Genomic DNA, 14165 nt, shown 5'->3' with positions numbered 1-14165 from the left:
TGGTCAGGGCGTTTAATTTGAATGAGGCTCTTTTTCCATTTTCTTTAAGTAACGCCGAATGACTTCTGGATGACGACCTTGAAAGGGAGTTGTGGTTATCTCGTATTCCGAATGCTTAAAACTCCAATCGGGCACGCCTTCGTTTTCAAGTAAATTAACGTCTTTTCTCCGGTTGTCATTAAATTTGATCTTACGTCCCAAAGCATAATGATAATGGTATATAAACACATCGCTTCGCCCTCTTGGAATACTCCATATGCTCTGCCCTTCTGCCGCCTCAAGCGTGCAATGATGCTTCTCATCACGATAACGAATCCCTTTATTCGCCCTCCACATTCTCGTTATATCATTGGACCATCGCTCATCCCCTGGGCTATTCACTCGAATGGTCCACGGATCTCCCCAAAAATTGACGAACGGGAACTGATATATATCCACGTCCGCGTTGGCCATAAGCTCCGGCAGTGCTTGTTGAAAACGATCATCCATCAATTCATCGATATCCAGATTCATAATCCAGTCTCCTTGAGCTTGATCGATCAGGAAATTACGTACTTGGGATTCATTCCAATCATCGGTGTAAGGCATTCCATTCTGCTGCAAACGAAACAACCGGATTGGATAACGATCCTGCAGGCGCTCAATATGCTTCAAAGTGCCATCTGTGCTTCCTCCATCTACAATAATGATTTCATGAGCAAAACGGCTCACGCTTTCGATATATAAAGGGACGAACGTTTCTTCATTCAAAACCGGTACAATGACCGACAGCTTCATGGAATATCCTCTCCTTCCTGTTCTGGCCCTTACGCTTAACCTCTGCGGATCAGTTTGCGCATAGACTGAACATCCCCCCTTGCCTCCTTGTATTGTTTGTACAAGGCATAGTTGGTTTCATAATGGGGATTGCCTTCAGGACCAACAAACGGGTGCCAGAAGTGCACCATTTCTCCGTCCAATCGAACGTGGGTACCGATAAGGGTGTCCATTGCGTATGCGAAGGCCTCATCCTCCCCGCCCCAACCGATAAACCGTTCATCATATCCCCCCACCGCATCAAACGCATTTCGTTTTAATGCATTCAACCCTCCCAGATAATAAGCGCTGTTCTCATCTCTATTTCCCAGTATCGTTGGGATCGGCCAATCCGCTGTTTGAGACAGGATCATTTGCGAGATGTCCTCCGGCAGCCGTAAAATACGACTGAACGGGATAACCCATTGACGGTCATTCACGTAAGATATCGTTTCCAGCACGAGGTTGGGATCATATACAATATCACAGTCGGCAATCATGAAGACATCTCTGGTTGCTTGGCGGGCTGCGCGGTTAATGGCTTTCGACCTGCTGAATGGATTACTGGAGACTTCACCGACACATACTTCTATGCCCGGCATCGTCCGTGAGTAGAAATCCAGCGCCCACCTGAACGCGGCATCCCTCGGCCCGCCATGATCCGACTGGTAGGGAATCAGAACGGAAACTTGGTCAAACATCTTTTTCTTCCTCCTCACCTGCAGAGCTTGACTAAATTTGAAACAAAACGCGGAGCCATCGGCTCATCGCATGGTCGATTCTCCAACCTGACTCTATATGACTCCTGCACCTTAACCCGATTTCTCGAAGTTCATCCGCCCGACTTCTCCAATAGTTAATCTTGTGTATAAAATCTTCGGGAGAGTCACTATCCAATATCAGTCCATGGGCAGCCGGGTGAGCTGCATCTTTTGCATTACCGACATTCGTGGAAAGAACGGGGACCCCGCAAGCATACGCTTCCAGCACAGTAGCCCCGCTTCCTTCATTGGCTCCCGTGTTCAACAACAAGTTCAACTTATGATAAAAACCCGGCATGCTTTCGTAAGTGTGAGCACCAGAAGTTTCGATAAAAGCGATTCCTTCGTCACTCTTGAAATGCTCTTTAATCCGCATATACAAAGTATTGTAGTTTTTAGAGGTTTTCGAGGGATCACCGGCCCAGCCGATCACGAATGGAGCATTGTCTATTCGAGCTATAGGCAATGGCTGAAACAATTGGTCATCCACGAAATGACCGATATACTCCACAGATGTATTTGGTGCTATGGCCTGCAAGATGGAGGCCAGTCTCCGATTTATAGCGCCTAGCTTTCCGATTCTAGGAATGACCAGCCTGAGAAAGTCAGGATCGGGAACGAGTTCATCCTTCCATTCCCTATAGGTTTCATAGTGTTTACTGAAGTAATAATAGGAGACGGCTGCCGCTGAATCGATGCGGATATTCTTGAAAACGCAATAAGCCGCAATGCCAAGACACATGGCGGATATGTGATCATATTGGTGATTCAACTCTCCACTGCTTTTGTGTTCAAGATAGAGATCCAATTCGCTCATAGACATGAGGTCCAACGATGGATGATATTGCTGAATAACCTTGGCATTCTTACCCAGGATCCACCAGGGCACGTCATAGATCAGCAAGTGCCTTCCCATAATGTCGACCTCCTTATCCGCTCGTAATAGAGTATATTCGACTCCTCCCCGACAAGTTTGCAAGTCCATGCAAAATGATGAATACGTCCATCATTAACAATAAAAAGCTGCCCATGGCGTAGAATGAAACCTACACTAAAGGCAGCGGTAAAATTCCAATGAATTTGACTGATAACTAAACTTTTTTATCGATAATATGTTCATTGGCATGGTTCTCTTGAATTTCTTTTCTCAATGCTCTCATCTCTTGAAGCATGGCATCCATTCTAATGATGAAATCTCTACAAAATCCATTTAGTCAAGAACCTCCGTTTTATGATGGCTGAATGAATTCCTTAAGCAAGCCCTGCATCATGGCAAAAATCAGTTCGGAATCCTGCAGCTTATTCTCCTTTATCCCGCGCCAGCAGTCCGTGACGCTCATACGTACCACGTCAATGCGCTCGTATCCCTCGAGCAGCTGGCCGGATTGGCTTGTTACCTCATCGGTATAATAGACATGGGCGATCTCGTTGCACCTCCAGGACGCCGGGTACAGCTTGCCTAGGTAGTGAAGCTTACAGCAGATGAAGCCTGTTTCCTCCAGCATTTCACGTCGAGCCGCCGATTCCAGGTCCTCTTCCTCGCCTACGCCGCCGCCAGGCAGCTGAATAACGTAATCATCCACGGCCGCTCGGTATTGACGGATCAGCAGCAGCTGATCGCCATCCTTTGCCAGAACAACAACGGACACATAATTTTCCTTGGTATAATACACTTTGCCTGACGTTTCCTCGTAAATCGATATTCCGTTATGGCGGATCAATAACTCGCTATTTACCATACGGGCAGGTGCTCCTTTTCAAGACGGTTGGTCATTTCCTCCCGTCGAATTCTTCTTTCAGGATGGAGAATAAATAGGAATCATGATAACGGCCCTTAAACCATAAGTGCTGCCGTAGATGCCCCTCCTGCTTCATTCCGATGTGACGCATGACGCTGGCAGATCCGACGTTTCCCGGCCGACAAGTGGCATAGATCCGGTTGACTCCCAGTTCCTCGAAGCCGAAGCGGCACATGACCCTAGCGGCCTCGGTAGCATAACCCTGCCGCCAATAAGCAGGATTCAGACAGTATCCAAGCTCTGCATTCGTATCGGATCGATGAAGCCCCACGCCTCCGATCAATTGGCCGCTATTCTTTAATACGATCGCCAGCTCGTAGCTGTCACGGGGGCTCTGCTCTATCATTCGGCGGATTTCCCCTACATACTTCCATGTATCTTCTTCCGTATTGGGTCCCCACATCGTATACTCGGTCACTCTTGGATCTGAAGCATAGGCATGAATACTCGCAAAATCCTCATCCCGGAAATCGCGGATCGTCAGTCTAGGGGACTCTAACTGCATAGGTACCTCACTCCTTCATGAAGTCTCCGGCACAGGCGGAGGTGATTTTTTCCAATTATACCACGCTGTATGTCGCAGATAAAAAAAGAAGCCGGGCAGCCTATCACCCAAGCTTCTTTCAATATCTCACATTAGGAAATCCCTTCCAGTTTCTTCTCCCTGTCATGCGTTTTGAACTTATGAATATAACGGGAAAGCACGCCATGTCGCGGAGAGGACAGAAAGCTGATGATAAATACGATTCCGGTTGCGAATGCCATGGATCCCGAAATGGAGGTGTCCAGCCATACCGCGATATAATATCCCATAAATGCCGATATGACGCCAAAGGCCCCGCTTAGCGCCAGCATGATGGAAAGTTTATCGGTCCATAGATAAGCAGCCGCGGCAGGCGTTATTAACATAGCCACCACCATGATCGCCCCCACGGCATCAAAGGATGCCACCGTTGTGATGGAGACGAGCGACATGAACACATAATGCATAAGCACGACGGGAATGCCGATGCTGGCCGCAAGTGCCGGATCAAAGGAGGTAATCTTCCATTCTTTATAGAATGCCAGGATCACGATAAGCACGACCAAGAGAACGGCTGCCAGCATAAAGGTCGCTTTCGGTACCTCGCCTAGAAGCGGAACGTGCATCACATCCCATGGCACAAACGTGATTTCGCCCATGAGCGCATGCTTTGTATCCAGATGGGCGTTGCCAACCTGGGTCGCAATCAGGATGACGCCGATGGCAAACAAGGTTGTAAAAACAACGCCAATGGATGCGTCCTGCTGTACGCCCCGGGAATGAAACCATTGAACCAGTACCGCCGTCAGCAGGCCGGCTATGATCGCACCGACCAGCATATGCGGACCGCTGAGTTCTCGGGTGACGATAAACGCCGTAACGATGCCGAGCAGCACGGTGTGGCTGATGGCATCGGCCATCATCGCCATTCGGCGCAGAATCAGGAACACGCCGACGATGCCGCAGGACAATCCGACGAGCGAGGCTGTGAGTAAGATCCATGCGGTATAAGTCATTGATTGCTCCCCCTCTCGGAAATCCGGGGACCAAGAACGGTTTGACTGCCCGCGTCCCTATGCTCTTTTTTCTGGGAGCGGAGCTGCAGAGCCTGAATCAGAAGACCCTTCTCTGCGCCGAAGACCAGAGAGATCGTGAACAACACGGCGGAAGCTACAACGATGAAGGGCCCTGTAGGCCATCCTTTTCCCAGAGTGCTCACGAGTGTACCGACAAACCCGGCGCCGCCTCCAAATACCGCCGACAGAATGACCATCATTTTGAAGGATTGAGTCCAATATCTTGCGCTGACCGACGGAATGATCAGCATGGCCGCCATCAATATGACGCCGACGGCCTGAATGCCGATGACGATGACGAGAACGAGCACTCCCATATAGAGGGTATTCATCAGTCTGCTGTTCAGCCCTAACCCCCGGGCAAAATTGGGATCAAACAGAAATAGCTTCCATTCTTTAAAACCGATCGAGACAACGAGAATGACCAGAACAGCCAGGATTAGCATCGTAACCACATCCTTGCGAACCATGGATGCCGCCTGCCCGAAAATAAAGTTATCCAGTCCGCTTTGATTCCCGCCGCCCGTACGGTTCACGATCGTCAGCAGCATAATGCCCAAACCGAAAAACACGGATAGAATCATGCCCATCGCCGTATCCTCTTTAATGCGGCTGGAAGTCCGAATCCACTGGATCATCCAGGCCCCGATTAAAGCGCTGGCGGCTGCCCCGAGAATCATGACCAGCAGGTTCTTGCTTCCCGTCAAAGCGAATGCGATCACGACACCCGGCAGCGCCGCGTGAGACAATGCATCGCTCATCAGGCTTTGCCGCTTCCAATAGGCAAGACAGCCGATCATGCCGGCTGCCATGCCCAGGATTAACGTGCTTAACAGTACCCATTGTGTGTTCGGCGACAATAATGAATTGAGCATGCTTTACGCCTCCTTCATCCAGCGAAGCGAACCGCCGTATGCGCGGTAAACTTGATCCTTCGTGAAGACGTCTTCAGTCTTCCCGTGCGCAATGACCGTACGGTTCAACAGCAGCACATGGTCGAAATAATCTTCAACCGTCTGCAGATCATGATGGACCACCATCACGGTTTTGCCCGCCGTTTTTAGATCCTTCAGGGTTGTCATAATCGCCCGCTCGGTTGCGGCATCGACTCCAGCTAACGGCTCATCCATGAAATAGAGATCGGCATCCTGAACGAGCGCCCTTGCGAGAAATACGCGCTGCTGCTGTCCGCCGGAGAGCTGACTGATCTGCCGGTCGGCAAAGTCTGCCATGCCCATCTGATCAAGCGATGCCATCGCCTTTTCCTTGTGGCTCTTGTTTGGCCGTTTCAGCCACCCCACCCGTCCGTATAAACCCATCATGACGACATCCAACGCATCGGTCGGGAAATCCCAGTCCACGGACCCCCGCTGCGGCACATAGCCGACGCGGGTTTTCGTTTGGCTTAAGCTGGACCCGAAGAAGGAAACATTCCCCGACAGCTTCGGATGAAGCTCCAGCATGACCTTCAGCAAGGTGGATTTGCCTGCGCCGTTCGGCCCGACAATGCTGGTTAGCGAGCCCTGCTCGACGTTGAAGGACACGTTGTGAAGCACTTTATTTTTTCGATACGATGCATGGAGATCTTGAACTTTAAGTACAGACATCTTATTCACCACTTCCTGTTAGCGCATGATAGATTGTTTCGACATTATGACGGTACATTCCGATATAAGTGCCTTCCGTCGTTCCCGTCTCGCCCATTGCATCGGAGAAGAGCTCGCCTCCAAGCTTAATGTCCAGCCCTTTCTTGGCAGCTCCTTCAATGACGGCATTGATCGAAGCCGGGTTGACGCTGGATTCGACGAACACGGCAGGCACCTTGTGTTCCAGCAGTAGGTCGATCGTGCCGTTAATATCCGAGAGGCCGATTTCATCCTCAGTGCTCAGGCCTTGAAGGCCGACGACTTCCAGACCATGCATACGGCCGAAATACCCAAAAGCATCATGAGCGGTAACCATGACCCGCTGCTCTTCCGGTATTTGCCCCAGCTTATCCTTCGCCTCCGCTTTCAGCTCATCCAATTGCGCAAAATACTTCTGCTTGTTCTCTTCAAAATAGTCGGCATCGGCGGGAGACAGCGACTTTAGCTCTTCCACTGCAGAGTCCAAGGAGGTCTTCCATAGATCGATATCAAACCATACGTGGGGATCGGTCGCCTGCGTGTCATCCTGAAGCAACCGATCCTTCGGGATGGCGTCCGCTATCGCCAGCACGGGTTTGTTTTTTCCGATCTGTTCGAAGATTTCCGTCATATTGCCTTCCAAATGAAGTCCGCTATAGAAAATAACATCCCCGCTATCCAACTTCTTGATATCGCCTTGTGTGGCATTATATAAATGCGGATCGACGCCAGGTCCCATCAAGCTCTGCACCTCCACCCGATCTCCTCCGATAACGGAGATGGGTTCCGCAATCTGTCCAATGGTGGTTACCACGCGTATTTTCTTGCCTTGCTGCTCGGTTGCCGCTCCGCTCTGCTTCGCTTCTCCCGATGCGCATGCGGATAATACCAGCAACAAACCCAGAATGGCTGCCCCCATGAATATCCTGCCTCTACTAGTCCTCTTGTTCTTCATCTTCTTCTCCTCCACTCCAAATAAATAATGAGTCGACCATTCTAATGTAAATGAAAACCTCGTCCTGCCGTCATCCAATTGTTTTGCATTGACGCAACTTTAATTCCTATGTACAAAAAATAATCCATCTTTAGGTTTTTGTCAATGTTATTTTATAAATTCGTATACTCGGTGTCTCAATCCACTTCCTCAAAAGCTTGATTTAATCCATAATATCCGAGCAATCTGGATCTATTTTTCGCATAGGCAAAATATTTAGCTATATTTAAATATTTTAATAGGGTAGGATTGCATTCATGTTCAATGCACAAAAAAAGACGACTTCTCTTCAAGAGAAATCGTCTTTTTTTCCTATTGTTTGATCTATCACAACCCTTGGGTTACCCAAAAAACCGAATGTGCGCAAACTTGGTTTTTAAACGGTCGAATTTCTTCCTGCTATTGCTGCGGTTATCGGGCAATAGCTTCACATCGGCCAAAGCACCGATGGTTTCTACCACCTCGTCGATTGACAGATGATCGGTATCGATATGACGCTGGAACACTTCATTCGAGAAACCGCTCATGCACCGATCGATTTGCTGCGCTGCCCACGAATTCGGACCTTCTCCTCGGCTCCGCAATCGTCTTAGCAGGACTTCCTTGGAAGCACACAACGTGAAATGCCGGACAACAACGCCATCCCGTCTCAGGTTCCCAACGATTTCATCGAAATATGACGCGTTTGATATGGTCATCGGAGCAATGATCAATTGATCGGATTCCTGGTCCATATACTTAAACATGGAGTAGTTAAACTCCCTCCACATCGGATAATGCTGAAAATCATCGCGTGTGGCATCCTTCGGAAGATTATCGCGAATGAAATAACCTGCATTTTCCGGATCGTACACGCACGAGTTCGGTATTCTTCGCTGCAGCTCATGCGCAGCCTGGGTTTTGCCCGAGCCGAATGCGCCGTTCACCCAAATAATCATAGATGAAAGAACCCCTTCCTTATCAGGGTTTTGCTTGTATCAAATGTCGTCTCTTATGTAAAATTATGCTTTTCTCAGAAAGTCCGGCAATCGAGTCAATGTTTTTCCGTGATCGCGGACAAATCCATATTGTTCGTATAGACCATGAGCATCCCGCGTCGACAAGATGCCGAATAAATTTCGGTAGTCATCGCTGGTGGTAATCGTTTCGATTAACTTCTTTCCTATGCCATGCCCACGATAAGACTCATCCACAAATACATCGCATAACCAATACACGGTTGCGTCGTCGGTCACGACCCTGGCAAATCCGATCTGCCGGTTGTCGATATAGGCGCCAAAACATGTTGATCCCTCTAGCGATTTCTTAATTTTTTCATCGGAGCGTTCGTTAGCCCAATAGCTTTGACGCAAAAAATGTACAATGGCGTCCATATCCAGGAGGGAAGGGTCGCTGCTTATCAAAATCCGCTTCAGATCGATGTCCATCATCACACCGTCAGTTCCTTTTACCGGAGCCAAATGCAATCACGTAATTGTCCGGATCCTTGATCGCAAAATCCTTCCACACGCCCCAGTCTGCTTCCATGAGCACAGGCTCTTGTACCACTTCTGCCCCGCGAGAGGTTAGTTCTTCATACAACTCCTCTAATTCGAGGTGCGTATCCACATAGGCGTACGTATCCCAAGGCGTCTGTTGATCCTGGCCTGGCGGATTCGGGTTAACGTCCGTCATCGTTGCCGCCTGAATCAGTTTGAAACCGAGCGCAAAATCATCCCTGACCGCCCAAACATCGTTCACTTCACAACCGAGCACCTCTTCATAAAACTGCTTGGATCGGGAAAGATCGGATACCAATCGAACTTGAACTGAGAATTGAATCCTGCTCATAAGATCATCTCCGGCTACTTTTCCTTCCATAATACAATCGTCCGACTCGCTTAACAAGAACTTTTCGTAAGTGCTGAATGCTAAGAATAAAATTCGATGGCAGGGTTGCCTGCATACGTGGTTTCCGAAAATTCGCCCGCCTTATATTCCGAGATGATCGTTGTCCAGAAGTTTTGCGCCGGCAGATTTTTTTCCAGCCAAGCGATGCTCCACTTCCCCCTGAACCATTCGAATACTTGGAATGCCGCCTGTTTGCCGATACCCCGCTTGCGGTATTTCTTAAGAATAAAAAATTCTGCCATGGAGTAACCGGGAGCTGAAAGATCTGATGCTTCGATTCCCCTTACCAACACAAATCCGGCAAGCTTCCCGGATACTTTGACAAAGTAAGGGTGGCGTCCCTCCTCGGTCCAGTAATGGTCTACATACTTATAATCGTAAAGACCGTTCTCGTTAACGTCATTATCGCTGTCATCCTCATACGGACTCATATCGTATTGATATAACTCCATGAGGCTGCGCAATACGCTCTTCTGTTCATATGAAATCCTTGCAAGTTTCACATTCTCACCTCTCATGCCATCTCAGGCATTTTTTAATTTTAACGACTATTCCACATTCTATGTAACCATCCTGCCAGTTATATGTGAAGACGGCAATGGTCATACCATCTTCTGTTCATAGACTAGCAATTTCCATCTATTGCCGAGCCATTCAATAGCTAGTAAAATATAACAGTTAATATATCACACATAGTTAAGGAGAGAAACCCATGACGACAGTCCAACAGCAAGCGGCCAAGCGAGCCATGATCGAATGGCTGGCAAATGAACGAGAGCTTGGACATAAGCCCAGCAAAATCGAATTAGCCGGAGAATTCAATCTCCATGGCATGCATTACTACATATTCAAATATAAGAAATCCATGCTTGGTAAATGGCTGGTTGGCGTGTGCGGCGGTTATGGACATGCCTCGGACACCGAGCATTGCGGTCATGTATTCAGTGAGATGCAGCCTTATCATCCTGCCACCGCGGAGGAGGAAGCGATATCCATGGTCAATATGATCCGGGAGTATTGGATGCAACAGGCGGCGCAGTATGAATCGTCGGAGAATCCAGAGGATGACGCAGCAGACAACCAAACGTCATCCGGCATATTCAACGGCTTCGTTCTGTTGAACTCGCCAGAATGCGATCTGGAGCAGGTCAAAGCCAATCTTCTGCGCGATTGGAGCATCTCCTGCTCCCCGGAAGACGGCAGCGCCGAAGAGGAGAAGGAAGGTATGCTGGTCTTTGAGGCGGAGGGCTGCATGATTGCAGTCAGCTTCATCAATGCCCCGGTGCCGGATGGCGAGGCTGAGCATTACGCTCAAGGGAACTACCTGTGGCCCGAGGCCGCCGAGGTCACCCAAACCCATGTCGCCCAGCTTATTCTGGCCGTGCTTAAGCGCTCCGCGTCTCCGCTGGATAGCGGAAAAGTGTACGCCAAACTGGCGGCCAGCTGCCTGAAGCTGCCGAATGCCGTCGGGCTCTACTCGTCCGGCACCGTATTTCAGCCTGAGTTCTATATCGATATGGCCGAAACGATGAAGACCGAAGATCTGTTTCCCCTGTTAAATCTCGTATATTTTGGTTTAGTTGGCACCGAAACCGGAATCAACGGATATACCTATGGGCTCAGAGCCTTCGGCAAGGATGAGATCGAGGTGCTGGACAGCCAGGTGACCCCTGCCGAGCTCCGTGAATTCCTGATGGACATTGCTTTATACATCGTGGAGCAGGACGTCACGCTAAGGGACGGGGAAACCATCGGCTTCTCCGCGGAACAGAAACTTCCGATTACCCGCTCCGAGGGCGTGTATCTTCCTGATGACACTCTTAAAATCAAGTACTGAATTTAACGAATCAACTCTCCGACAAAGCACGCCTAGCCATCGATATGGACTTGGCGTGCTTTTTATAATTTTCCACGACTAAGCCTTTGTTGACGGCTTCCACTCCTTGAGGAATTTGAAACTGGCATACGCTGGGCGGCCGCTATCATTTTGCCAAATTGCTCGATTTTGCTATAATAAAATTGCATTAAATCTATATTTAATGCAATTTCTGTTCTAAACGATTGGACGGGTGTAAAGCAATGAACTATACCGAAGTTTTTGAGCACTATGAGCGGGAAATGAAGCTGTTTCTCTCCTATATGAAGGATCGCGAATACGCCAAGGATACACAACAGGCCTATCTTCATGATATCAAGCATTTCCTGAACAGCCTTGAGGGGAAACCCATCACGGAAGTCACGGACATTGATGTGATGTATTATCTGACACAGGTGCGGGAAAGCGGTGCCGGCGCGCGATATCGAAATCGGTGCCAGTCCGCCATCCGTCTCTTTTATAAAGTCATGATCCGTTTCAAATTGGCGAGCACCAATCCTGCGATGGATATCGAAAAAGCCAAAGTGGAGAAGAACCGTCAGCCTACCTATCTTCAAAAGCCGATTCTGGATGCTTGTCTGAATGGAATTGAAGGAAGATATAGAATCCGCGACGTGACCATCATCGCGCTTATGGCTTATGCGGGTCTTCGGGTTAGCGAGATCGTAAAGCTGAATGTAACGGACGTTGATATGGAGAACTCCAGCATCGGAGTGCTGGGTAAAGGCAGTAAATGGAGATACATCCCCCTCCCTGCCGAATTGAACAAGCTGCTGCAAATGTACCTGGAAGAGCGGATGGCTCCCAGAAGCTCAAAGGATAACGCCTTCTTCGTATCGCAGTTTCGGCGCAGAATCAGTAAACGCATGGTGCAGACGATAGCCGAGAAGACGTTTGCGGCAATGACCGAGCAGTTTCCGCAGTTATCCGGGCAATCTCTATCCGCACATAAGTTAAGACACTCCTTTGCCACCGAGCTGCTGCGTAACGGTGCTGATCTGCGTGCTGTGCAGGAGCTCCTCGGACACGAGGATATATCCACCACGCAGATTTATACCCATGTGCTGGATGAGACAAAAGAACGCGCCATGAACAAAATCCGGCCGGCGATCCCCCTTCTCTTCTCATCCAAGCCATAACGAAGGACACGGTTTGCAATGACTCTTCCTGTGACGGGGTCACCGCTCATGTTCTTTATGTATGTGAAAACAGCAGCAACGATGTTGACAACGGAGGTGACGAATCCCCAGACCCCCATTCACGCGAAAAAGCCCCCTTTCACAAGGGGACTTTTCTGCAAATATGATGATCCTGTTACGCCTGAATGAACAGGCTGAACTCCTGGCCGTTTTTGACCGGTTCCTGTGCCATGGTGTAGCCGTGCTTGACGACTTCCTCCGGCACGTTCCGAAACGCGGACGGACAGTCCGAAATGACCTGAAGCGTTTGTCCTTTTTTCATATCACGCAGCGTTTCGAGTGTATAGATGACCGGGTAAGGACAAGATTCCCCCCGGAGATCCAGTGTAAAATCAACGGACATGGGTTGCATCCCCTTTCTTGAATCCTACGCCGAAGCGGTAGTTTTTTTGCCAGTACGCGGCGACAGCGAATCCAACCCCGAGTACGAGCAGTGTAACCATTAATGCAGCCGCCGGACCCATGGCGGTGATCAGGTTGACAGGCGAGCCGCTCTTCACAAGCAGTTTGTATACCCCCATGTGATCCCAGGTGTATGCTAATGCGGTAGCTCCTACAATGTTCCCGACAAACACAGGCAAGAAGACAACCTGTCCTTCCATCAAACGGTACATCATGCCGGTTTCACAGCCGCCGGCCATGACGATGCCCAGACCGAACAGGAGTCCGCCGATCAAGGTGCTGGGAGCGGCAATTTTCGTAATCGGCTCTAATCCGTACATAAGAATAATGGCCAGCGTAGCGACGGAACTGACGGCCATGCCCAGAGTAATCGCTTTGGTCATCGTGGCCCGGCCGCTGATCCACAGATCACGAAATGCGGAAGTGAAACAGATCTGCCCTCGTTCAATCAGGATGCCGAATGCCGCTCCGAACAGGGCAGCGGTACCTAGCATGGTTCGGCCCGTTGCATAGAAGCAGACAATCAGCGCGAGGTAAGCCAGACCGAGTACAACCCCAAAGAGCGGTTGCCGGTTTTTACCCTGTTTAACGCTCGGCAGGCTGCCTCCCTTTTTCAGCACGGGCTTGCCTTTCCACCATCTTGTGTTGACCAGCTTGGCGCCAAGGAAAGTGCCTGCCCCCGTAGCCACGATGAAGATCCAGGCATGGAGCGAGAACTGAGGCACACCGGTAAAAAAGGCCGCGAGGTTGCAGCCCAGGGCCAGTCGGGCTCCGAAACCCGCGATAATGCCTCCGGCAAACCCCTGTACATACCGCCGCTTCTGTCTCGGCATGCGGATCTTGAAATTACCGCTTAGCAGAATCGTAATCAGGGCTCCGATAAACATGCCCCCATACAATCCAGCCGTCGGTCCGCGTCCAGGTCGTGCCGTTCATATGGACGAGGTCGAAGTACGCCCAGCCGGAAACATCCACCCCCACGAATTCCAGAAGATGCCCGCCCAGACGGGTGAACTCACCGGTTACGGCCCAAACCGTATGGGTGATTCCGAAATAGACTGCGCTGAGAATACCGGCCAGAGCCATTACCAGATAGGGGCTCCAGTAGTTCCCGAACCATGTTGAATATAATTTTTTCACCTTGCTCAATAACTCCTCTACCCAAAATTCACGATCCTGATCTATCATAAAACCCACAAATTTCATTTTACTACAAAATCCACGC

16 protein-coding genes and 1 pseudogene are annotated in these 14165 nt (G+C 49.6%); 2 read left to right on the top strand and 15 right to left on the bottom strand.

Annotated features, from left to right (window positions below):
• Positions 1–12 precede the first annotated feature (12 nt).
• The 13 genes from GYMC10_RS14580 to GYMC10_RS14520 form a co-directional block, all read right to left on the bottom strand.
• On the bottom strand, positions 13–777 hold the full coding sequence (locus GYMC10_RS14580; protein ID WP_015735179.1) for a glycosyltransferase: 765 nt from the start codon (positions 775–777) through the stop codon (positions 13–15).
• A gap of 35 nt (positions 778–812) precedes the next feature.
• Complete coding sequence (locus GYMC10_RS14575) at positions 813–1496, bottom strand: galactosyltransferase-related protein (protein ID WP_015735178.1); 684 nt, start codon at positions 1494–1496, stop codon at positions 813–815.
• A gap of 31 nt (positions 1497–1527) precedes the next feature.
• Entirely contained in the window at positions 1528–2472 is a 945-nt protein-coding gene (locus GYMC10_RS14570) for a glycosyltransferase (RefSeq protein ID WP_015735177.1), read from the bottom strand.
• A 313-nt stretch (positions 2473–2785) separates the two neighbouring features.
• Positions 2786–3295 carry an NUDIX hydrolase gene (locus GYMC10_RS14565; protein ID WP_015735176.1) on the bottom strand — a complete coding sequence of 170 codons (510 nt, stop codon included), beginning with the start codon at positions 3293–3295 and terminating at the stop codon, positions 2786–2788.
• Between the two features lie 31 nt (positions 3296–3326).
• On the bottom strand, positions 3327–3860 hold the full coding sequence (locus tag GYMC10_RS14560; RefSeq protein ID WP_015735175.1) for a GNAT family N-acetyltransferase: 534 nt from the start codon (positions 3858–3860) through the stop codon (positions 3327–3329).
• A 131-nt stretch (positions 3861–3991) separates the two neighbouring features.
• Positions 3992–4894 (bottom strand): metal ABC transporter permease, encoded by a 903-nt coding sequence (locus tag GYMC10_RS14555; protein WP_015735174.1) that lies wholly within the window; start codon positions 4892–4894, stop codon positions 3992–3994.
• A complete protein-coding gene (locus GYMC10_RS14550) occupies positions 4891–5829 on the bottom strand; it encodes a metal ABC transporter permease (protein WP_015735173.1) in 939 nt (312 codons plus the stop codon). Before GYMC10_RS14550 ends, GYMC10_RS14555 begins: the two co-directional genes overlap by 4 nt.
• Before the next feature lie 3 nt (positions 5830–5832).
• A complete protein-coding gene (locus GYMC10_RS14545; protein ID WP_015735172.1) occupies positions 5833–6561 on the bottom strand; it encodes a metal ABC transporter ATP-binding protein in 729 nt (242 codons plus the stop codon).
• Between the two features lies 1 nt (position 6562).
• Complete coding sequence (locus tag GYMC10_RS14540) at positions 6563–7534, bottom strand: metal ABC transporter solute-binding protein, Zn/Mn family (protein WP_015735171.1); 972 nt, start codon at positions 7532–7534, stop codon at positions 6563–6565.
• Between the two features lie 380 nt (positions 7535–7914).
• On the bottom strand, positions 7915–8511 hold the full coding sequence (locus tag GYMC10_RS14535) for an AAA family ATPase (protein WP_015735170.1): 597 nt from the start codon (positions 8509–8511) through the stop codon (positions 7915–7917).
• Positions 8512–8574: 63 nt separating this feature from the next.
• On the bottom strand, positions 8575–9000 hold the full coding sequence (locus GYMC10_RS14530; RefSeq protein ID WP_036663621.1) for a GNAT family N-acetyltransferase: 426 nt from the start codon (positions 8998–9000) through the stop codon (positions 8575–8577).
• A 10-nt stretch (positions 9001–9010) separates the two neighbouring features.
• On the bottom strand, positions 9011–9403 hold the full coding sequence (locus GYMC10_RS14525) for a VOC family protein (protein WP_015735168.1): 393 nt from the start codon (positions 9401–9403) through the stop codon (positions 9011–9013).
• 80 nt (positions 9404–9483) lie between these two features.
• A complete protein-coding gene (locus GYMC10_RS14520; RefSeq protein ID WP_015735167.1) occupies positions 9484–9966 on the bottom strand; it encodes a GNAT family N-acetyltransferase in 483 nt (160 codons plus the stop codon).
• A gap of 209 nt (positions 9967–10175) precedes the next feature.
• Between GYMC10_RS14520 and GYMC10_RS14515 the strand changes: the two genes are divergently transcribed.
• The gene (locus GYMC10_RS14515) at positions 10176–11300 is read left to right on the top strand and encodes a DUF4261 domain-containing protein (RefSeq protein WP_015735166.1); all 1125 of its coding nucleotides are present in this window, start codon (positions 10176–10178) and stop codon (positions 11298–11300) included.
• 242 nt (positions 11301–11542) lie between these two features.
• Positions 11543–12478: a tyrosine-type recombinase/integrase gene (locus GYMC10_RS14510; protein ID WP_015735165.1), complete on the top strand. Its 936-nt coding sequence runs from the start codon at positions 11543–11545 to the stop codon at positions 12476–12478.
• Between the two features lie 175 nt (positions 12479–12653).
• Here GYMC10_RS14510 and yedF read toward each other — a convergent pair whose 3' ends face one another.
• A complete protein-coding gene (gene yedF / locus GYMC10_RS14505) occupies positions 12654–12881 on the bottom strand; it encodes a sulfurtransferase-like selenium metabolism protein YedF (protein ID WP_015735163.1) in 228 nt (75 codons plus the stop codon).
• Positions 12871–14026: pseudogene (gene yedE / locus GYMC10_RS14500) on the bottom strand (selenium metabolism membrane protein YedE/FdhT). The gene yedF and the pseudogene yedE overlap by 11 nt, the downstream one beginning before the upstream one ends.
• Between the last annotated feature and the right edge of the window lie 139 nt (positions 14027–14165).

The organism is Paenibacillus sp. Y412MC10 (assembly GCF_000024685.1).
Taxonomy (GTDB): domain Bacteria; phylum Bacillota; class Bacilli; order Paenibacillales; family Paenibacillaceae; genus Paenibacillus_AQ; species Paenibacillus_AQ lautus_A.
The sequence above is the reverse complement of the archived record's forward strand: the minus strand, read 5'-3'. Positions and strand labels throughout refer to the sequence as shown.